16 protein-coding genes and 1 tRNA gene are annotated in these 22,458 nt (G+C 38.4%); 11 read left to right on the forward strand and 6 right to left on the reverse strand.

Annotated features, from left to right (window positions below; translation table 11 throughout):
* Positions 1–421: 421 nt before the first annotated feature.
* Together ABVZ64_RS10570 and ABVZ64_RS10575 are read left to right on the forward strand one after the other, a co-directional pair.
* A complete protein-coding gene (locus tag ABVZ64_RS10570; RefSeq protein WP_352400976.1) occupies positions 422–1,621 on the forward strand; it encodes a pyridoxal phosphate-dependent aminotransferase in 1,200 nt (399 codons plus the stop codon).
* 110 nt (positions 1,622–1,731) lie between these two features.
* Positions 1,732–2,187, forward strand: coding sequence for a hypothetical protein (locus tag ABVZ64_RS10575; protein WP_352400977.1), 456 nt, complete (start codon positions 1,732–1,734; stop codon positions 2,185–2,187).
* Positions 2,188–2,380: 193 nt separating this feature from the next.
* Here the strand turns inward: ABVZ64_RS10575 and asnA are convergent, their stop codons facing one another.
* Entirely contained in the window at positions 2,381–3,388 is a 1,008-nt protein-coding gene (gene asnA / locus ABVZ64_RS10580) for an aspartate--ammonia ligase (RefSeq protein ID WP_352400978.1), read from the reverse strand.
* 140 nt (positions 3,389–3,528) lie between these two features.
* On the opposite strand from asnA, the gene ABVZ64_RS10585 reads away from it, so the two are divergent.
* Together ABVZ64_RS10585 and ABVZ64_RS10590 are read left to right on the forward strand one after the other, a co-directional pair.
* Entirely contained in the window at positions 3,529–3,924 is a 396-nt protein-coding gene (locus tag ABVZ64_RS10585) for a BlaI/MecI/CopY family transcriptional regulator (protein ID WP_352400979.1), read from the forward strand.
* Positions 3,921–6,353, forward strand: a complete 2,433-nt coding sequence (locus ABVZ64_RS10590; protein ID WP_352400980.1) for a M56 family metallopeptidase — start codon at positions 3,921–3,923, stop codon at positions 6,351–6,353. The genes ABVZ64_RS10585 and ABVZ64_RS10590 overlap by 4 nt, the downstream gene beginning before the upstream one ends.
* Before the next feature lie 144 nt (positions 6,354–6,497).
* Here the strand turns inward: ABVZ64_RS10590 and ABVZ64_RS10595 are convergent, their stop codons facing one another.
* From ABVZ64_RS10595 to ABVZ64_RS10610, 4 genes are all read right to left on the reverse strand, one after another.
* Positions 6,498–7,658, reverse strand: a complete 1,161-nt coding sequence (locus ABVZ64_RS10595) for a PucR family transcriptional regulator (protein ID WP_352400981.1) — start codon at positions 7,656–7,658, stop codon at positions 6,498–6,500.
* 20 nt (positions 7,659–7,678) lie between these two features.
* Positions 7,679–8,593 carry a DMT family transporter gene (locus ABVZ64_RS10600; RefSeq protein WP_352400982.1) on the reverse strand — a complete coding sequence of 305 codons (915 nt, stop codon included), beginning with the start codon at positions 8,591–8,593 and terminating at the stop codon, positions 7,679–7,681.
* Positions 8,594–9,417: 824 nt separating this feature from the next.
* Positions 9,418–10,974, reverse strand: a complete 1,557-nt coding sequence (locus tag ABVZ64_RS10605; protein WP_352400983.1) for an ABC-F family ATP-binding cassette domain-containing protein — start codon at positions 10,972–10,974, stop codon at positions 9,418–9,420.
* Between the two features lie 279 nt (positions 10,975–11,253).
* Positions 11,254–12,189 (reverse strand): alpha/beta fold hydrolase, encoded by a 936-nt coding sequence (locus ABVZ64_RS10610; protein ID WP_352400984.1) that lies wholly within the window; start codon positions 12,187–12,189, stop codon positions 11,254–11,256.
* Positions 12,190–12,418: 229 nt separating this feature from the next.
* Between ABVZ64_RS10610 and ABVZ64_RS10615 the strand changes: the two genes are divergently transcribed.
* The 6 genes from ABVZ64_RS10615 (at position 12,419) to ABVZ64_RS10640 (ending at position 20,720) form a co-directional block, all read left to right on the forward strand.
* Complete coding sequence (locus tag ABVZ64_RS10615) at positions 12,419–13,759, forward strand: TrkH family potassium uptake protein (protein WP_352400985.1); 1,341 nt, start codon at positions 12,419–12,421, stop codon at positions 13,757–13,759.
* 23 nt (positions 13,760–13,782) lie between these two features.
* Positions 13,783–14,427, forward strand: coding sequence for a potassium channel family protein (locus ABVZ64_RS10620; RefSeq protein WP_352400986.1), 645 nt, complete (start codon positions 13,783–13,785; stop codon positions 14,425–14,427).
* A gap of 214 nt (positions 14,428–14,641) precedes the next feature.
* The gene (locus tag ABVZ64_RS10625) at positions 14,642–16,177 is read left to right on the forward strand and encodes an ATP-binding protein (protein ID WP_352400987.1); all 1,536 of its coding nucleotides are present in this window, start codon (positions 14,642–14,644) and stop codon (positions 16,175–16,177) included.
* A complete protein-coding gene (locus tag ABVZ64_RS10630) occupies positions 16,170–16,871 on the forward strand; it encodes a response regulator (protein WP_352400988.1) in 702 nt (233 codons plus the stop codon). The genes ABVZ64_RS10625 and ABVZ64_RS10630 overlap by 8 nt, the downstream gene beginning before the upstream one ends.
* Positions 16,872–17,092: 221 nt before the next feature.
* Positions 17,093–18,151, forward strand: coding sequence for a GNAT family N-acetyltransferase (locus ABVZ64_RS10635; RefSeq protein WP_352400989.1), 1,059 nt, complete (start codon positions 17,093–17,095; stop codon positions 18,149–18,151).
* Positions 18,152–18,782: 631 nt separating this feature from the next.
* Positions 18,783–20,720, forward strand: a complete 1,938-nt coding sequence (locus tag ABVZ64_RS10640; RefSeq protein ID WP_352400990.1) for a 5'-nucleotidase C-terminal domain-containing protein — start codon at positions 18,783–18,785, stop codon at positions 20,718–20,720.
* 250 nt (positions 20,721–20,970) lie between these two features.
* On the opposite strand, the gene ABVZ64_RS10645 is transcribed toward ABVZ64_RS10640, so the two are convergent.
* Positions 20,971–21,837, reverse strand: coding sequence for a DMT family transporter (locus tag ABVZ64_RS10645; protein WP_352400991.1), 867 nt, complete (start codon positions 21,835–21,837; stop codon positions 20,971–20,973).
* A 375-nt stretch (positions 21,838–22,212) separates the two neighbouring features.
* On the opposite strand from ABVZ64_RS10645, the gene ABVZ64_RS10650 reads away from it, so the two are divergent.
* Positions 22,213–22,284 (forward strand) — tRNA-Thr (locus ABVZ64_RS10650).
* Positions 22,285–22,458: the final 174 nt, after the last annotated feature.

The raw sequence follows: 22,458 nt of genomic DNA on the forward strand, positions 1-22,458 counted from the left end.
AGGCGATATTTCTTTTGTGAAAAATTAATTGAAGTGTTTTCTTCATAATTTGTTAAAAAAGACGATAGAAGTGTCATTTTAAGTAAGAAAGCCCGTTAAAATGAAAAATAGTAATGAAAAAACAAAAATCACTATAATTTTATATGCAAAATGGTTTCCGATAATAAAAAATCCTTACTAAAAACAACCAAAAATTTCAAAAATTGTAGAAATTTTCACCATAACTATTGTTTTTATTACGGAAAGTGGTATACTGAAAGTGCAAATAGGTGGGGAAGAAGCAGTTATTGTGGGATTATTGAACAATAAATGAAATTTATTTCATTATTCGCGTTTCAATAAAATAATTGCAGATGAAATACCGCCGATTTTATCACGCATAAATATAACGATGAAAATGATGAAGGAGAAGTGAAGAACAATGAAATTATCTGACAGAGTACAAGCGATGCAGAATTCCCCTATCAGAAAATTTAACCCTATGGCTGCAGAAGCTAAGGCACAGGGGACTAAGATTTATCATCTGAATATCGGTCAGCCTGATATTGTAACACCTTCTGTATTTATGGAAGCAATCAAAGATTTTGATCAGAAGGTTCTTGCATATGCAGAATCTCCAGGTCTTCCTGAATTGCAGGATTCTATCATTGATTACTTTAAAACCTTTAAGATGGACTTAGAGAGAAAAGATATCTTAATTACCAGTGGCGGTTCCGAAGCTTTGACTTTGGTATTCTTGTCCTTGATCAACCCTGGCGACGAAGTAATCGTTGCTGAACCTTACTACACAAACTATTTGACATTCATTCAGGCTGCTGATGGCGTTATTAAGCCTGTTACAACATACGCTGAAGAAGGTTACAAATATGCTATCATGGAAAGATTGGAAGCAGCTGTAACTGACAAAACAAAAATGATCTCTATCGTTAATCCCGGTAACCCTACAGGTTGCATCCTTTCCAGAGAAGACATGAGAGTAATTTGCGATTTCGCTAAGAAACATGACCTTTGGATTTTGGCTGACGAAGTTTACAGAGAATTTGCATATGATGGCAGAGAAATGACATCTTTCGGTCAATACGAAGATGTAGCAGATAGAGTAATCATCATTGACTCCGTTTCTAAGAGATTCTCCGCTTGTGGTGCTCGTATTGGTTGTTTAATCTCCAAAAACCAAGACCTCATGGCAAATGTTATGAAGATTGCTATGGGTAGACTTTGCTGCCCTACATTGGAAATGGTTGGCGCAACTGCTCTTTACAAATTGGATCCTTCTTTCTTCGGCGACGTTAGAGCTGAATATGAAAAGAGAAGAAACGTTTCTTACGAAGCACTCAAAAAAATCCCTGGCGTTGTTTGCGAACAGCCTGGTGGTGCTTTCTACATCACTTGCAAAATGCCCGTTGAAAATACGGAAGACTTGTTAGTATTCTTGTTGAAAGAATTTAGAGAAAACAATGAAACAGTTATGTATGCTCCTGCTGAAGGTTTTTACGCAACACCTGGTTTAGGCAAGAACGAACTTCGTATTGCTTATATCCTGAACGCTGAGGACATGGCAAGAGGTATTGAATTATTAGGCAAAGGTATTGAAGCTTATAAGGCTGCAGGCCACAAATAAGATTTACCTTCATAAAAATGAGAAGACACCCCTAAATGGGGTGTTTTTCTTTGTTTTAAGAACGTAAAATTTTGTCCCTGCATATACTTAAAGGGCAGGGGGTGATGGGATTGAGTTCGATTGGTATATATTTAACGTTGCAAGATGAAAAGGCACTTTCCCAATGCTTGGCATTGATTAAGCCTTTGGCAGATGCAATGATACTCTTGGATCAAAGGGAAGAAGAAACGGAGCAGAGGGCGATGCGCTGTCGGCAACTCATGGGACGATTGCGTGGAGATGAGATAGATGAAGAAGGGTTTCAGTTGATTTTTTCATGTTTGGCAGATGAGTCGCCAACACTAGAGGTATGCACTAGCCTTGGGGAATATTTTTATAAAAAAGAGGCTTGGAAGCAGGCTATATTTTGGTTTGAAAATGCACTTAGGTTAGATGGTGGGGAGAGTAGTTTTGTGTGCTTGAGGTTAGGCGTTAGCTATGCGGAGATTGGTCATTTGGAAGCAGCAGCTACTTATATAAAGCTGGCAGAAATGCTAAAAGGCAGTAAAGGTAAGGGTGAAACTTAAGCTTGCCTGTGTTAACGGGTATATTCATTTTGTTGACATTATAAGTTGCTCCATATGTATTCATTCCTTAATATCATTTTAATTGTAATATCTTTACGAGGGTGAAAATGTACATTACTTCTCATACTTTTATAAAAAAGGCGGCTACCTAGTTCCTTAGGTTGCCACCTTTTTTGTTTTATTTGGTACTCAATTATAGAAGCACAATGCCTGCAGCACTACAAGCATCAATGGTTTCCTGGTCCCAAATGGAGGACTGAACTTCACCAATGTGTGCTTTTCCTAAAAGGAGCATGCATAAGCGAGACTGGCCAATGCCACCACCGATGGTACAAGGCAAGTTGCCCTCCAACAGCATTTTGTGGTAGGTAAGCTGACGTCGCTCATCACAACCAGCTTTACGTAATTGCTGATCCAACGCTGTTGCATCAACACGGATGCCCATAGAGGAAATTTCCAATGCGCTGTCCAAAACAGGGTTGTAGAATAAAAGGTCTCCGTTTAATTTCCAATCGTCATAATCGGGAGATCGGCCATCATGAGGCTTGCCGGATTCCAGTTTATCACCAATCTGCATGATGAATACGGTTTTATGCTCTTTTGTAAAAGCATTTTCCCTTTCTTTTGGTGTTAACTCTGGATATTTGTTTTCTAACTCCTGGGAAGTAATAAAAGTAACTTCTCTGCAAAGCTCAGTTGTGATGCGAGGGTATTTCTTCTTTAATACCTCCAATGTATCGCAAATGCTGATAACAATACCCTGAACTGTAAATTTAAGTTCTTGTAAATTTCTCTTTTCAGGTGTAATTACTTTTTCCCAATCCCACTGATCCACATAAATAGAGTGAAGGTTATCCAACACTTCGTCTCTGCGGATTGCATTCATGTCTGTATAGATACCCTTGCCAGGGCGAAAATCATAACGATATAATGCCATACGTTTCCATTTCGCTAAGGAGTGAACAACCTCAGCCACAACGCCAGTTGCAGGTACTTCAAAGCTAACGGGGCGTTCAACGCCGTTTAAGTTATCGTTCAAACCTGTTGCAGGGTCTACAAATAAGGGTGCAGACACTCTTTTTAAGTTTAAGGTTTGAGTCAAATTTTCCTCGAAAGTATTGTGAATCAAACCAATTGCATTTTGAGTTTCATATAAGGTTAGAGCGGACTGATAGCCCTCCGGGATAAATGTTTTGCCCATAAAATAATCCTCATTTCCTAATTTTTTTACTTAGTTAAGGATAACACAGAAACTATGTTTGTTCAAGTAAAATGATACTTGACAGGAATCTCCTACAATTGTATTATATTATAAAACATACATGTGTAGGAGTTGATAATATGAACCAATTTGGGGATATTCCTCGATTACCTGATACAGAGTTAGAAATTATGAAAGTTATTTGGAATGAAGAAAAAATCCTTTCCACCTCAGAGATTAAAGCAAAGCTGGAAGAAAGGCGGCCATGGAATACGTCCGCCCTTCAAACCCTTTTGAACCGTCTCATAGACCGTGGCTTTCTGGATTCTTACAAAGAAGGGAAAAGTCGTTTTTACCTAGTAAAAGTAGATGAAGGTTCTTATTTGGCTATGGAAAACCGGTTGTTTTTGGATAAGGTGAATAACAATTCCCTGACAAAGCTGATTGCGTCCCTTTATGAAAGCCGGGCAATTTGCCAAAATGATTTGGACGAACTGGCGGCATATATACGACAAAAAACAGGGGGCGAGGAATGATGGATCATTTGTTTCCCAATGTATTAGAAATATCTATCCTTACCTCAGTTGTAATTCTTGTTTTTGGTTTACTCTCCAGTGTATTGGGAAAGCGCTATGGTGTGAAGTGGAAATATATTGTTTGGATGATTTTAGCAATTCGGTTGGTTATGCCTGTACCTATTGTTTTGCAACAGCCAATTGTAAATATTCCTGTGTATCCAGTGAAAGTCCAGTCTGTTGCTTCCCAGCCAGACGTTCTACCAAAGGAAGCATTAGAACGTTTTACATCCTACCCTGCTGAAATGGCAAACCAAGGGCAAAAGGGGGAAACTCAACGAACCCAAAAGGCTGAGAACACCCATTTTTTAGTAATATTATTTGCAAGTATTTATAATCATTTTGAGATTTTATGGATACTGGGTATGTTTCTTTTTTTGGGTTATCAGGGGAAGAAGTATCAATTGTTTTTGAAGGATTTAAGCAGAAATAGTCGCCATATTCGGGATGCACAAATACTTGATATTTATTATAAAGTTTGTAAAGAGCTGAAAATAAAAAAACGTCCGGAAATATTGTTTTGCGGAGTACTACCCAGCCCCCTTTGTGTAGGCTTTTTTCGCCAAAGGATTTACCTTAACTTTGAGGATTATAAGGCAGAACAGCTGATCTATATCTTTAAACATGAGTTAATGCATTGCAAACGACGTGATATTTGGTACAAAGCGTTGCTGATGCTTGCAAGGGGAGTTCATTTTTTCAATCCATTTATCCATTGGATGGCACGGCTGGCTGAGAATGATATGGAGTATTCCTGTGATAGCTTGGTTTTGGAAAGTTGCAACTTATCCCAAAGGCAAGAGTATGGGTTGACTATTCTAAGTGGTATTCGAAAAGGTCAGAAAGTCAGCTTATTTTCTACGGCATTTCATGGTGGAAAGGAGGAGTTAAAAAATCGAATTGACCATATTCTTGATACCCGTAAGAAAAAAAGAGGTTTACCATCATTGTTGGCATTGGCATTGGTGGTTTGGTTAGGAACGGCTTTTGTAGGCTGCTCTCCCAAGGCGGAAATTTTGCCTTATGGCGAAGGTGAGTCAAATGTGGTAAGCACACTCTATGAATGCAAGTTAGACTATATTGGAAACCATGTTGGTGTTGGGAAAATTTTAGGCAATTTGGGTCTACCAAAGGGTATTGGTTATGATGATGAGGGTATGGAACTATTTACAACAGAAGAACCATATGGTGCAAGGCAATATTTAGTGGTGGAAAAAGGAATGGAACTTCCTGATAATGGATGGTTTGCAAAGAATGCTATGATTTTTCTTGCGCTTGTGGAGAATGCATCGTTTTTTGAGTACTTTATAACCGATGCATCCGGTGATGAGCAAATTCTTCATTTTACCCGAGAGGATGGAGCCCAATATTATGGAGACATAGATTTAAGAAGTATGTCTGCCAATGAGGAAACCTTTCATGATTTTATACAGGAATTGGATGCCCTGTTTCCCCAAACAAAGGAAGATTTCACCTTAAAGCAAATTCAAAGCAGCATACTACTGGATGAAATGACTAAGGAGATGGGAAATGCTTTTTCCTATGAAGCTTTGGTTGAAAATCCCAAGTACCAGGAACTCTTGAAGCTTGGTGATGCTGCCTTGTCAGAAATGCTGATTCATTTTGGCTGTGGGCAGACAGATGATACCAAAGGATATATTATGATGTCAGCATGCTTAGAAATACTGCAGGTGCCTGTACCTGTCAATGATGATTTGTTGCAGCAGATGACTCCAACCCAATGGTACAAATCCTATTTAGCCTTGGATTCCATGGTTGTAGAGCCTTTTGTGTATGATGAACAGCGATACACGCAAGATTTAGAAAAAGGCGGACTATTAACTATGAAAAAAACCACTCAACAAGGATTGATAACGAGGCAGAACCATGTGCAGCGGGCTGTGTATGAAGCTTTACATCAGCGTTTTTTCCTTGAAAAGGGGGATCGAGAATTGCAAATATATGCTCCTCTGATTTGCCATATCTCCCAAACAGCAGATAAACTCTCGGTTTATGCTGTTATTGGGAGAGTGAATTATTCTCTTGTGCGAACGCCAAAGGCTGGGTATCAATTGATTGAAGGGGGTGGAAGTCATGTGCCCACCCGCTTGGATTTTGAAAAGAAAAATGGTAATTGGGTGTTAAAAGATTGGGTGGAAGCAAAGGATGGCTCGGAGTACACACCTTCGATAAAAGAAATGTGTAAGGGTGCTTTCGATGTTGCCAATGACTTAATTTCTTATGACACAAGGGAAATGCAGAAGCTATTGATGCAAAACCTGATTTTTTATTTAAACGGAAGAAAAGACATTACTGTTTATGGGGTTACCCATATGGAGGAGGAAGACATCAAGGAAGTTAGCAGATTAATACCCTTTGTGCAGGCATAGGGTTTTGATTGGTATGTGATGCAACTCAGGGAAAGATTGCTCCAGGGTTTTGCAAAAATATTGCTTGAACCCATATAAAAAAGCAGTGACTAAGAAAATATTAGTTACTGCTTTTTATGTGTAATAGATTTATTATCGGCTAGGTTAATCCAAGATGTTTTTTATACAAAGGGCAATATGGAGTTTTGATCTGGTCTCAATGCGAGATAGATTACATCCAAGCATTTCTTCAATTTTTCTAATTTTATAATTCACCGTATTTCGATGTAAAAACAGAGTTTCGGCAGTTTCGTTAATGCTGCCGTTGTTTTCCAGGTATAGCCTCAACACTTCGATATAATTGGTGTTCTTCCTCAAATCATATTCTTCTAAAAGTCCAAGGCAGTCCTCATAATATTCCTCTAAGACTTTGGTGTTTTCCAATGCAAAAAAGAGTTTATATAATCCCAACTCTCTATAAAGACAGAACTCATTTTTTTTGCCTTGTTTTTTGTTAAAGTTCATCATTTTAAGTGCCTGCTTATAGCTTGTTGAAATATGGTCTAAGTTTTGCAAATTATCTCCAATGCCTAAATAAAATGTGTGCCAGTGGGTGCGGAGAGCTGTCATAATACGGTTTAGTATTTTTATGATGGCATCCTCACGATAATTGCAAAACAAGAGGATCAACTCACCCTCACTATTGGTTACGAAAGACTTATCTCCTGTGGACATTAATATACGCTCGATTACTTGGATCATCTGCTCTATGCTATCAGGCTTTGGCCGCAGTGCATTAAAATCTGGTTTGATTATGCCTAGGGTATAAAAACCATTTTCCAGAAAACCATATTGAAAGAGGGTGTGGGTATACAAATCCTTATGGCTGGGAAATGCAATAGCATTTCGAAGAGCAGAACCCAGCTCGCCCTCAGCTTTTTCCACGTTTAACAGTAGATTGCTAAAAAGTTTCATAATATCGGGAATGCGCACATTCCAGGGACAAACCATTAATGGATAGTCATTTTCGTTACAAAGGTCCATCACTTCTTGAGGAACCTGTGGAATATAAGGCCCTAAGTTTAATAGAGAACCGCTGGCTTTTTGTTTGATTTGGGTGTTGATTAGGGTATATAGGTCTAAATTTTCATCAAGAGCGATCCCTGAGGTAAAGACTAGGCTGCCTTCTTCAATAAATTCGGCAAAGGCCATATTTTCTACCATGTGAAACCAGTTCACTCCTCGGTTCAATCCTTTTTCTCCGGCGATAAGGCTGACATGATATACATTAGCTTTTTGTAACAGTTTTTCGACGATGATGGACATTCAATACCTCCAATTCTAATTTATGTTGAAGCGGTTTTTTTCTCTCGAGCTATATCCAATAGGGTAGGCCCAAGGGCACCGGCCACCACAATGCATGCACCGATGCCTTGTAGTACCATCATGTGTTCATGGAAAACCAAAATGCCTACAACAGCGCCAACTACCACTTCCAAGGCGGATAGAATGCTTGTGGTTGTTGAATCAATATATAAGGTGGATTTTACCACAGCAACATTGGCAACCATGGTGCAAAGCACACCAACAACGAAGATGTTGAACATGTTTAAGTGAATGTTTCCTTGGGTAAAGCTTGCTCCAATAACGGCAAAATCGGTGAAGAAAGCGAGGCCAACTGCGGCTCCTAAAAATCCGTAAAGTAGCATGGTGTCCCTTTGATAACGGTCTGAAAAGTATCTAGGAACTAAAATTTGCAGGGCGACACCAAACCCATTAAAGGTGCCGGCAAAGATACCCAAAAGGTCCAGGGATTCACCCTTTGCGCCAACAAGGTTAGATACCATTGCCCCTCCTAGAATACAGATGAAGATAGTAATAACTTTGTCTTTGCGTAACTTTTCTTTGAATATGATTTGCCCAAGGAGGGCAACCCAAATGGGACTCATAAACATAAGTACAGTTGCAACTGCTATGGGAATTCGTTGGACGGAAATGCTGTAGCTGGTAAAGCTTAATCCATAGGCCACCATACCATAAAGGCAACTGATGATAAGCCCTTTCAAATTAATCTTTAGAATGCTAGGGTTTTGAACGGCTTTAAGGATAAAAAAGACGACACCAGCACAAAGACATCGAATGAAGGATGTATCAAAGCTGGAATATCCGATTGCCGAAAGTTCACGCACAAAAATTCCCATGACACCCCATAGGGATGCCCCCAAAACAACCAATATTAGCCCTTTCAATTTATTGCTCATAGGATCCCTTCCTTTTTTTCTGAAAAAGTAGAAAGCTTAGCTTGATAGCATTTTTGTGCTAGTGGACTTGCAAGTAAATGCTTTTTAATTTTGTGTTATAACACATTTGTCTAAATGAACAAAGTTACAGTTTTTTCTTTTAGGGCATAGTAATAATGCTCAGTTTTTTAATTTGTACTTTTGAAAAAATATTTGAAGTATAAGGATTTTATATACAAAAATGCTTAGCATTTTTGTATATAAAATTATTTTCTTACTATTAAAAAATGATACCATATACAATAATTGGTTTCAATGTAATACATACTAATTATTTATGTGCTTCAACACAATAAAAACTTATGGGCACAACCATTAGACACAACAAATTGTTTTTTAATTTTTAGTTTTCGGATGGAGCTTTTTGATGGTATTGCCCAACTTTTCTAGCAACTGAAATAATGTCATGTTGTCTTTTATTTATTTCTTAAGAAGTAAAATCAAATGTAGTAGTACTCAAGTAGTAAAATAAATGTTTATTAGGCAAAGTTCAGGATTAAGTACAGATGGGTTTCCTTTAAGTATGAGAACCAATGATGAATTAAACCTACAACTATTCAATAAAAAGCACTATTCTTCCGTCATATACAAATAAGCTCTGGTTTAGATAATATTGCAAAAACCATAACGATAATTTTTTTGTATTTTAAAAAGGCTACTGACTGTATAGTCAGTAGCCTTTTTATGCGTGTTAGGGTTGGCTTATTTCTTGGTGTATAAGCTGTCTTTACAGCTTTTGTTATGAAACAGCGATGTTTCTGGTTATGTTTGTTTTGTGCTGTGAATCAAATTTGCTTGGTGGTCCACTCTTCGCAATTCCATATGTGGGTAGCAAGACCAGAATAGAATTCAGGTTCATGGCAAATCAAGAGAATACTACCTTTATATGCCTGCAATGCCCTTTTAAGTTCTTCCTTAGCCTCAACATCCAAGTGGTTCGTGGGCTCGTCCAATAGCAATACGTTGGTTTCAATATTAATGAGTTTACATAGGCGAACCTTTGCCTGCTCCCCACCGCTTAATACTTTCACTAAGCTCTCAATATGCTTTGTGGTAAGGCCGCATTTTGCCAAGGCACTTCTTACCTCATACTGGGTATATGAGAGGAACTCTTTCCAGATTTCATCAATACAGCTGATATTTTCTGAATATTGTTTTTCTTGTTCAAAATATCCCGTGTATAAATAATCCCCTAATTCGGTGGAACCACTAAAGGGGGGGATTTCCCCAATAATGCTTTTTAGTAGTGTGGTTTTACCAATACCGTTGGCACCGGTTAAGACAATTTTTTGTCCTCTTTCCATTTGTAGGTTCAAGGGCTTAGAAAGAGGGGTGTCGTAACCAATGACTAAGTCATGAGTTTGGAAAACATATCTGCCCGATGCTCTGGCTTCTTTGAAGTTAAACTCAGGTTTTGGTTTATCCTTTGCCAGCTCAATGACTTCCATTTTATCCAGCTTTTTTTGTCTGGACATAGCCATATTTCTGGTGGAAACCCTAGCCTTATTGCGGGCAACAAAGTCTTTTAGATCATCAATTTCCTGTTGTTGTTTTTTATATGCGGCTTCCATCTGGGCACGCTTCATGGCATAAACTTCTTGAAATTTTTCATAGTTTCCAACGTAGCGGTTTAATTCCCCATTTTCCACATGATAGATTAGGTTGATCACACTATTTAAAAATGGGATGTCGTGGGAAATGAGGATAAATGCATTTTCATAATCTAGTAAATAGCGCTTTAGCCACTCAATATGCACTTCATCCAGATAGTTTGTTGGTTCGTCTAATAGTAAAATGTCGGGTTTTTCTAATAATAGCTTACCCAGTAAAACCTTGGTGCGTTGACCACCACTTAACTCTGTAACATCTTTATCAAAGCCGATGTCTTCAAGACCCAGAGCACGGCCAACTTCATCCACCTTGGCATCAATGATATAAAAGTCATGTGAATCTAGGGTATCCTGAATTTCACCCAACTCCTCCATCATTTTTTCCAATTCTTCAGGGGTTGCTTCCCCCATAGAATCGCAGATGGTGTTCATTTTTTCTTCTAAACTAAAAAGAGGGGCAAAGGCACTTTTCAATACATCTCGAATGGTAATGCCTTTTTCCAAAACTGTGTGCTGATCTAAATATCCAACAACTACGTTTTTGCTCCATTCAATTTTACCCTCGTCAGGCATTAGTTTACCTGTAATAATATTCATAAAGGTTGATTTACCTTCGCCGTTCGCACCGATAAATCCAACGTGTTCTCCTTTTAATAGGCGAAAGGATACATTGTTAAAAATGGCTCTATCGCCAAAGCCATGATTTAAGTTTTGCACATTTAATATACTCATGCCGCTCTCCTATGTTCTTAAAATTTGCATATGGAACTATTTTATAATGGAATGTGGAAGATTTCAAGGAAAACTAATTCTCAAACTGCTTTTTACAGAAAAAAAGTTTTACTTCTAGAAAAAAGGGGATATTGATATATTTATGCTGTATTTATATTTAAAAGAGTTACGCTCAGATCAAAATAACCCACACCTGTGTTGGTATGGGTTAAATTAGTAATAGCATAGGATGCCAGCTGAACGGTACATTTTGCCCCAATCAAAGAAAATGGGGTCGTTTCACTTTTTTGGCAAACGATTTAAAATCCAGGTGGAAATGTCCTCATAAACCTCTTGGCGGTTGAGCTCATTAATAATTTCATGGCGTGCTTGGGGATAAAGTTTTAGTGTTACATCTTCAAAGCCTTCGGATAAGTACATATCATAGAGGCTTTTTGGGGCTTTTCCCCAGTTTCCAACAGGGTCCATATCGCCGGAGGTAAACAAGATTGGCAAGGAACGAGGGATGAGATCAAAGCGAATTTTTTTCGTATCATAGGAGATGATGGAAAATAGGTCTTTAAAGGCTGAAACTGTAAAGAGGAATGAGCAGTACTTATGGGAAACATAAGTTGAAACAATTTCTTCATCTCTGCTAATCCAGTCTTTGACGGTTTTGGGGTTTTCAATATGACGCAAATAACCATAAAAAGAAAGTTTATCCAAAATTCTGCTGCGATAGTGGCTGCCATGCTTTTTTTCTAGCAGGATTGCCAAGTCTTTTCCTATTCTTGTAAGGGAAATGGGAGGATCTCCGGTGCCCACTAAAATTGCTCCTTGAAGTTCATGGCCAAAAAAAGTCAAGTATTTTCTTGTGCAAAAGGAACCCATACTGTGGCCTAAAATAAAATTCGGTACATTGGGAAATCGCCTTTTCACTTCTTTTGTGACTTGATACATATCTTGGATCAGTAGGTTTCGGCCTTGGCTTTCATGGAAAAAGCCTAAGTCCTCATCCCAGGAGGTACTGAGCCCGTGACCAAGGTGATCATGCCCAATAACGGCAATATGATTTTGGCACAAAAAGGTGGCAAATTCGTGATAACGGTCCACAAACTCCACCATTCCATGGACAATCTGCAAGGAGGCAACGATAGGACCGTCACCCTGCCAAGAAATAACGTGAAGCTGGTGTTTCTTATCAGTGGAAGGTATAAAAAATTCCTCTTTTTTCATGATATCCTCCTTGTAAGTTGAATTAGCATTAGCATACCATAATTTGAAAATATTTGCATCATGGGTTTCCCGTTTATAATACTGAAAGAATGGGGACAATAGGGACATCTTAATACAATCTTAATGTAGTGGGTGATATTTTAATTCCATTTTAACTGCGTGTAGAGTATGCTAGGATAAATGTTTTCTCTAAAGGTAACGGGAGGTGTTTCCAATAAAAGATAAGTTAATGAAACATTTATTAGATATATCACCTATGAAGGTCATTTTATATGGATATTGTTTTATTATTTTGCTAGGTACGCTATTGCTTTGTATGCCTTTTGCAAGCCGAAATGGGTCAATGACGGATTTTTTAACTTCTTTTTTTACTGCGACTTCTGCTACGTGTGTAACGGGTTTGGTCGTTGTTAATACATACACCCATTGGTCTTTTCTGGGTCAGATTATCATTCTATCTTTGATCCAAATTGGCGGTATTGGGTTTATGACATTTTGTATTACTGCAATTAGCCTTACAAAGAAAAAAATTGGATATATGTCTCGCTCATTAATGCAAAACTCAATTGCCGCACCTCAGCTAGGCGGTATTGTACGAATGACAAAATTTGTGCTGTGTGGTACACTTGTGGTTGAGGGAACAGGGGCACTATTGCTTTGTTTATTTTATTGTCCCATTTATGGACTGGGAAAAGGTCTGTGGTATTCCGTATTCCATAGTATATCCGCTTTTTGTAATGCTGGGTTCGATATTATGGGAGTGCAGGAGGAATTTGTTTCTTTTACAGCTCAGGTTGGAAATTTTTATGTAAATCTAATTTTAATGTTTTTAATTATTCTTGGGGGGCTTGGCTTTTTTGTTTGGCAAGACTTGCTTGAGTCCAAATTACGATTTTCCCGTATGCATCTGCATACAAAGCTGGTAATCTTTTTAAGTTGCATATTGATCATCGGCGGGGCATTTTTATTATTTGTTTCTGAAACGGGAGGGGTTGAATATGCAAAACTGACAATGTCAGAGCAACTGATTGCGTCGCTTTTTCAGTCTGTCAGCTCAAGAACCGCTGGTTTTAACACTGTGGACATAGGCTCTTTGACCCAAACGGGCCAGTTTTTAATCATTTGTTTGATGATTATTGGTGGCTCGCCTGGATCAACAGCAGGTGGTATCAAAACAACAACCTTCGCTGTGTTGGGCTTAAGTGTCCTTACTACTTTTTGGCATAGAAAATCAATTGAAGTGTTTGGTCGTAGGATGGAAGAAGGCATCACTCGATTGGCTTCTTGTGTGTTTATGATTTATTTGGTTTTGGTATGCTTTGTTGCAATGATTATCTCCAGTGTGGAAGGCTTGCCATTGCTGGATACCCTATTTGAAAGTGTTTCTGCCATAGCTACCGTTGGGTTAACAACGGGAATCACAACGAGTTTGGGGAATGTATCTTTGGTTTTATTGGCTATTTTGATGATTATAGGTAGGGCAGGCTCTTTAACCATGCTTTTGGCATTTTCGTCAAGAAAAAATCCTGTGGTTTCTACCTTACCCTTGGAAAAAATTCAAATAGGCTAGTTTTTAAGGAGGAAGGTAGAAAAATGAAATCGATTTTAATTGTTGGGCTTGGACGTTTTGGTAGACATATGGCGCATAAACTGGTGGAACAGGGCAACTCTGTTTTAGCAGTGGAAAGAAGTGAAGAAAGAGCAGATAATGCCATCAACATTGTGCCAAACATTCAAATTGGCGATGCGGCCAACGAAGTGTTTGCCCAGTCTTTAGGGGTGAGCAACTTTGACCTTTGCGTGATTGCCATTGGTGATGATTTTCAAACTTCCTTGGAAATCACCGTGTTATTTAAAGATTTAGGTGCAAAGTTTATTCTAGCCCGTGCAAGCCGTGACGTTCATCGTAAGCTGTTGCTACGTAATGGCGCAGACCATGTGGTCTATGCAGAACGTGAAATGGCAGAACGCTTGGCTGTGAAATATGGGTCTAAAAATTTATTTGATTATATTGAATTAACACCGGAGGCAGCCATTTATGAAATGAAAGTGCCAGAAAGCTGGTACGGAAAAACAATCTTAGAAAAATCAGTTCGAACCAGATATCATATCAGTATTTTGGCAACAAAGAAAAAGGGCACTATTTCACCTTTGCCTCAGCCTGAACACATTTTTTCACCGGAAGAAACATTAATAGTTTTTGGAGGTAAGGATGCGGCAAGGGATTTGTTGAAATGATTTGCAGTTTAAGGGATAGTTTAGATATACCAAAAACAAAGGTTTTGAAATAGACATCAAAAAAACACAAAAAGTTAAAAAAGCCCATTCAAAGGGCTTTTTGTATACATAAAATTAGACTTATCTAAGCTTTTTAGACAAAGAAACTTGAAGATAAATTGACAAAAAGATTAAAACAAAAGTATTGATTCACCAAAGGAGAGGGGAAAGGTGAATGGGTAAAGCAGAAAAATTGAAATGCCAAAATATTTTATGGACAATAGTAGTGCTAATAGGGACTACTATTTTGGGTGAAGTCTTTCAAATCATGGGGTTTGAAGCATCCAATATTATTATGGTGTACATCCTATGTGTATTACTTACAGCGGTGTTAACGGCTAATAGGATGTACACGGTTATTTCCTCCATATTAAGTGTTTTGACGTTTAATTTTTTCTTCACAGAACCTTTGTTTACTTTTTCTGCCTATGATACGGGAGATACCATTACATTTTTAATTATGTTTGTAGTTGCAATTATTGCTGGCAGCCTTGCTGTAAAAATCAAAATGCAGGCGGAGCAGTCGGCGGCCATGGCCTATAGAACTAAAATTTTGCTGGAAACAAATCAGCTTTTGCAACAGGCGGAAAATGTTGATGGCATTTTGGATGAAACAGCAAAACAGTTGGTAAAGCTCTTGGAAAGAACAGTTGTATGTTATCATGAAAAGGGCTGTGGTCAGTTATCGAAAGGGGAGATCTTTCTAAAGAAGGAAGAAGAAAATGGGCTTTTATATCTTGGGGAGAAAGAGCAAAAGGCGGCTGAATGGGCATATGAAAATAACCAACAGTCGGGGGCGGGGACTGCCCACTTTAGTGATTGTGTTTGTAGATACTTGGCAGTAAGAAGTAAGGGAAGAGCCCTTTGTGTATATGGTATTTCTTTGAAAGGTGGTCCTTTAGAAGCCTTTGATAACAACCTACTACTTTCCATTTTGGGGGAGTGTGCATTGGCTTTGGAAAAAGAACTAATGAGCCGAAAAAGGGAAGAAGCCGCGTCTCAGGCAAAAAACGAACAGTTGCGGGCCAACCTTCTTCGAGGCATTTCCCACGACCTTAGAACCCCACTTACGTGTATTTCTGGCAATGCTGCAGTTCTTTTAAACAATGGGAATGCGCTGGATGAGCAACGCCGAAAAAATCTTTATCTGGATATTTATGACGATTCAATGTGGCTGATCAATTTAATAGAAAATTTGCTGTCGGTAACACGAATTGAAAATGGAACAATGCAATTATATATGCAAGCAGAGTTGATGGATGAAGTAATAACAGAGGCCATGCGCCACATAGATCGCAAAAAGTCGGAGCATATCATTACGGTGGAGGAGTGTGAAGAAATGCTCCTTGCAAAAATGGATGCCAGATTGATTATTCAAGTTATGATAAATTTGTTGAATAACGCAATTAAATATACCGACCCTGGCTCCAAAATCAAAATTGGCATGAAAAGGGTTGGCGATAGAATTCAGGTTTCTGTGGCTGATAATGGTAGAGGCATTCCCGATTCATTGAAAGAGAGTCTTTTTGAAATGTTTTATACTGCCAGTCGCACCATATCCGATTCACGCAGGGGGTTAGGTTTGGGATTACCTCTTTGCAGAAGTATTATTTCGTCCCATGGGGGAACGATTACCGTGACTGACAATGTTCCTCATGGTTCTGTTTTTACCTTTACATTACAAGCGGAGGAGGTACCATTTCATGAATAAGCCATTTATTTTAATTGTCGAAGACGATGGGGCAGTTAGAAACTTAATTTCTACTACGTTGGAAACCCAAGATTATAAATACCATACAGCAGCCACGGGGGCGGAGGCACTGTTAGAGGCCGTTTCTCAAAACCCAGATATTGTTTTGTTGGATTTGGGATTGCCAGATATCGACGGGGTTGAAATTATAAAAAAAATTCGGTCTTGGTCGAACATGCCTATTATCGTGATTAGCGCTAGAGCTGAAGATCGAGATAAAATAGAAGCATTGGATGCCGGGGCAGATGACTATTTAACAAAGCCTTTTTCCGTGGATGAACTTTTGGCTCGCTTGCGAGTAACCCTAAGAAGATTAAGCTATACCCAAGGAATCGGAAAAGAGCAGCTGGAGTTTATAAATGGGGAGTTGCGTGTGGACTATGCCTCAGGTTGTGCCTATTTTTCAGGGGCGGAGCTTCACTTGACACCGATTGAATATAAACTGCTGTGTTTGCTTTGTAAAAATGTAGGGAAAGTATTAACGCATACTTATATTACCAAAGAAATATGGGGTAGCACTTGGGATAATGATATAGCATCTTTGCGTGTATTTATGGCGACCCTTCGCAAAAAAATTGAAGAAAATCCAGCACAACCAAAATTCATTCAAACCCACGTTGGGGTAGGATATCGGATGTTACGTATAGAAGAGTGATTGCAACCTACGAAGAAAAAACTGGAGATATGAACCCTTAAACCACCTTTTGACTTTATATGGTTTTTCATTCAACTGGCCGTTTCTATAAAGACCTCCCTTTGTTTATAAATTCCTAAAAAAAGTGTAAGAAAATTGACAGAGTTTCCTAATAGTTTCAACATAAATTCGTTGTATACTGATTGAGTCAGGAATTGTAAAACGTATAAGGAGGATTTAGAATGAAAAGGAAAATGATGGCTCTTGCTTGTGTAGCTATGATGGGTGCCTCTGCCGTACCTGCTTTTGCAGCTGAGAATATTAAGGTGTTAGTAAACAATTATGAGGTTGTTTTTTCTGGTCAACAGCCTATAATTGTGGATGGATATACGTTGGTTCCTGTTAGGGGAGCTTTAGAAGCAATGGGCGTTCAGGTTGTTTGGAATGAAAAAGATCAGTCTGTGTTGCTGAGTAAAGATGGTAAAGAGGCAAAACTCGTAATTGGTGAGAAGAACTTTGTAGGAAGCAAAGAACAGCTGGAAACACCAGCACAAATGATTGGTGGTTCTACTATGATTCCCCTTAGAGCTGTTGTAGAATGTTTTGAAGGTAAAGTGGCTTGGAACGGTGAAAACAAAACAGTTTCTATTACCATGGATGAAAAAGAAGATGCCTATTCGGCTGTTACATATAAAAAGGATTTAAAAGATGAAAATGGTAAGGTATTGATTACTGGCACCGTAAAATACCCTCAGCTAAGCACCTCTGTTTTGGGGCAAAAGGCAGCTATGATTAATGAGAAGATTGCCGCTGATGCCAAGGGTAGCTTAGAAAATTATCTTAAAGATAATCAAGAAGCAGTAACAAAGAGTGCAAAGGAATTGGGCTCAGATTTCAAAACCTATGATTTTACAATTGGATTTGAAACGCCTTACTATGATGATAACACATTCTCTTTTTATAGCACCCAGTATATTTACACAGGGGGTGCCCATGGAAGCTCTTATGCAAAAGGCAATACCTTTGATTTAAAAACCGGTGGAGAAAAAAAATTAGCAGATTTTATTGCTTTTGAAAACGGCATGACAGAAGAAGTTTATATGAAGAATGCAATCAAAGATGACATAAAAAAAGACTCCTCTAAATATTTTGAGGAGGCAGATAAAATGCTAGATGATAGCAGTGTAACTTTAGGTTTTTTTGTGAAAGAAAAAGATAAATTAGTTGTATTTATTTCTGAAGCCGGTGTGGTTTCTCCTTATTCTTCTGGGATTATTCGTGTTGAAAAACCCATAAAGTAAGGAGAAATTATAAATTTTAATGGTTCACAACTTGCAAAAGAACCCTTTGGGTTGAACAGTAATATCTCACTGAAAAGACAAAGCATATCCCTTTTCTAGGATGTGAATTAGGTTGATTCAAGCTAAGGGAATATGGAAAAGTACCACCGCATGGGACCAGATCCTGTGCGGTTATTTTTTATATAATTCTCTTTTTCAACAGCATAGTCAGAGTTATTTTTGTTGCAAAAGCAGTATTGTTTTGGGTGTCTAGGTCTATGAACGGTCAAAATGAAGAAATGCGTATTTTGGTGGCAGAGAAAAATAGGAGCTTAGACTGGGACATAAATAAATGAAATCAATATATAGGTAGAGTAATAACAAAATACCAGTATCATAACAAAAACATAGGAGAATGGTTTTGTAGATTACAAATAGCCGCAAAATATATCATTGGGGCAATGAAGCACTCTGCTTTCTGCCTTGGGATAGAGGTACTCCTAAATCAACAGAAAAAACAGTAAAACAAAGAAGAATTTTGTAAAATTTGTGTAATATATGAATTAAAAAACTGTCAAAATGGTTCCATTTTTCCTCTTAAAGTGTTATCATCATAATGTAACATATTTCCATTATAAAAAGGAGGAGTACTATGAAATACGGGAAAAAGGTTTTATCTTCTCTGTTGTCTTTGACGATGGTACTGAGTATGTCAGTTCCTGCATTTGCGGGAGAGATGGATGGTAAAGTGGTTGTAATCCATACAAATGATATGCATGGTTATTACCAGACAACAGAAACAAGCATTGGTATTGCAGGCGTTAAGGGCTTAAAAGACTACTATACTGCCCAAGGTGCAGAAGTGATTCTGTTGGATGCAGGTGATTTTTCACAGGGAACAACCTTAGTTAACCATGAAAAGGGCTTAAAGGCGGCTGAGTACATCGTTTCGGCAGGCTATGATGCAGTTTCTTTGGGGAATCACGAATTTGACTTCGGTTTTGAGCCTCTTAAGGATATGTTTGCAGTATTGCAGGCAGGAAAAGTTCCTGTTGTAGATGCCAATATTCTGAAGAAAGGAACAGATGAACCTTATTTCGGCGAATGCGTTGTTTTAGAAAAAGGCGGCATGAAGATTGGTGTGTTTGGCTTAGACACAGCTGAAACACAAACAAAATCCAGCCCTAGCAGTGTAAAAGACTTGACTTTCTTGGATGGCGAAGAAATGATCAAAGCTGCTCAAGATGAGGTTAATGAATTGGAGGCAAAAGGCTGCGATTATATAATTGCTTTGACACACTTGGGTGTTGACGATGAAAGCGTTGGTAGACGCTCCACTGATGTTGCAAAGGCAGTAAAGGGCATTGACCTGATGGTAGATGGTCATAGCCATACAGTAATGGATGGTGGACAAAAGGTTAATGATACTTTAATCGTAAGCACAGGTTCTTACTTAGCAAATGTTGGCACTGTTGTGATTGATAAGGATACAAAGCAGGCAACTGCAAAACTCATTAGTGCGTCGGATTATGCAGCGAACATTGGCAAGTATGACGAAACATTAACTAAAATGGTAGCGGCTGATAAGACAGAGGTTGATGCTTATTATGCAGGCAACTTCGCAAAATCTGAAGTCAGCTTAAATGGTGAAAGAGACCCTGGTGTTCGTACAGAAGAAACAAACCTGGGAGATTTCTCATCGGATGCGTTGTTATACGTTGGCAAGAAGTATGCACAAGATCAGAGCTTAGGTGTTAGCGTAGATGTTGCTATCTCCAATGGAGGTGGTATCCGTGCAAGCATCCCGGCAGGGGATATATCTATGAATACCCTGTATACCGTATTCCCCTACGGAAATACCATAACTTTGGTTACGGTAACTGGCGCACAGCTTCTAGAAATTTTGGAAGCCTCCACATTCTGTACACCTACCGCTTTGGGTGGTTTCCCTCAGATTGCAGGGGCAGAATATACAGTAAACACAGCTGTGGAATATAAAAATGGTGCCCAGTATCCCAATTCAACATACTATGCACCTGCAGACCCAGGTAGCCGTGTAACAATTACAAGCATTGGGGGCAAAGCATTCGACCCTAAGGCGAACTACACAGTAGTTGTAAATAGCTTCCAGGCAGAGGGTGGCGACACATATTATGCATTGACACAGGGCTCCTTTAAACAAGATACAGGCATTGTTGATGCAGAAGCGTTGATTCAGTATGTTGATTCTTTAGGCGGTGTAGTTGGAAAAGAATATGCACAATCTCAGGGCAGAATCAAATTAATTTCTGAGCCTGTTGCTGTACCTGTAAAACCTGAGGTTCAACCTGAAGTTAAACCTGAAGTTAAGCCCGAAGTTAAACCTGAAGTTAAACCCGAACAAGAGCCAGTAAAAGAAGAACCCAAAACAGAGGCTGATCAAATTGTAGCTGATGTTTATAAGGTTGCTAAGGGCGATAGCTTATGGAAAATTGCAAAAAACCTTTTGGGCGATGGTACTCAGTGGAGAACAATTTATGAAAACAATAAAGACCAAATTAAGGACCCTGCAATGATTCAAATTGGTCAGGAATTGGTTATAAAAAGATAATCCAAATATCAACTGGCAAAGCCAAAATATTTTGGGCAAAAAAGGCAGCTGTCGTAATGATTTTACGGCAACTGCCTTGTCTTTTTAGGCCACCTATATGAGCGTTGCATGATGTCTGAAAAGTATTAAAAGATTGGCTACTTCTTTAAGAAAAGTCAGAAACCGTTGTGATGAAAATGAATAAAAATCCTAAAGGTGCAAAAGGGATCAAGCCTACCTAGTAGGTTCATCAACGGTATGTATGCCCTTATTATTTTCCTTTTAAATTAAAAACAACGATGCTGATAATGATGAGTGCGCCCCCAATAAAAGTCCCCATATTGGGTATTTCTTTTAAAATAATAAAGCCCATAATAGTGGAGAGAAGGGGGGTAATAAACATAAAATTGGTTACTTCACTGGTGCGTTGTGCCAAAGACATTGCTTTGCCCCAGAAAAAGTAAGCTGCTGCGCTGGGAAAGGCCCCTAGATAAATAAGGGCGGAAATATGCTTCAAGTCGGAGTGAGCCAATTGTTGAATTCCTTGAATTGACCAAAAACCAAGCAAGATTGCCCCACAAAGCATGCTGTAAGTTACGATTTCCAAAGAGGAATATCCTTTTTGTGACAACCTTCTGCTTAGGATGTTGTAACCGCAAAAAACAAAGGCGGCACAGATGGTCCAAACCAAACCAATATTTATGGAAAAAACGCCTTCCCAAAGCAGTAATATCAAGACTCCTACAAATGCCATTAAAATGGCAAGCCACCCTATGGGTTGGATGATTTCGTTATAAAGTTTTGTTGCCACAATTGCCGTTAAAATAGGCGTAATAGCAATAATAATGCTAGATGTGGCTGAGGTTAAGGTTTGAATACCTGTATTAAAGGTAATCATATAAAGGGTAAAGCCTAGCCCTCCAGAAAGAAAGAACCAAGGAATATCTTCTTTTTTTGGTTTATGTATGTGGCAGAGTTTCCCTATGACCAAAAGCAAAATTGCAGCAATTGAGCATCGCAAAAAGCCTAAAGGGTAAGATGTAAATTGTTCTTGTACAATTTTAGTGAGAGGAAAAGCAGATGCCCATAAAAAAACGGTCAAAAACCCTAGTCCCCATACTTTTTGTTTGTTTGTCATAGCGTATCCTCCTAAAATATTCTTTATCTACTATACCATTTTTTATTCAGAAAACAAGAGGATTTGGAATTATTTTTTATACACGTAGATGAGGATATTTCAATCAACCCACAGATGTAAGGAAAGAGTGAAATAGGGGTTTCTTGTTTTCTCTTTTAAAAATGAACTATTTTTTTTCTGCATATACCAATAATGAGTGGGTCAAAACAAGGTTTAAAGATAAGGGTATCCTCCAATTTCAAGGGATTACGTCTCATAAATTATGGATAGAAACAAGTTGAGATGTTGCATTTTTAAAAATGATATGATATAATGGTAAAGATGCTTTCTGCATCATTTTTCATTTTAGGTTTAATAAAATTTATAAATAAATTTGCTACTGTGGCTCAATGGTAGAGCATCTCACTCGTAATGAGAAGGTTGTGGGTTCGATTCCCACCAGTAGCTTTCTAGTACCCTGATATTTTATGTCAGGGTTTTTTTTGTCCAAAATTTCAGAAGAGTCTAAACAAAAAAGGAAAGGTACGCTATAAAAATGGAGTGAGAAACAATAGAGGAAAAAATGTGCAATGTGGTGGATTTTTCAAATAAGTTATTGACATATGACATTAATAGCCGTAC

It is taken from the genome of Anaerotignum sp., from assembly GCF_040307045.1.
Lineage (GTDB): Bacteria > Bacillota > Clostridia > Lachnospirales > Anaerotignaceae > Chakrabartyella.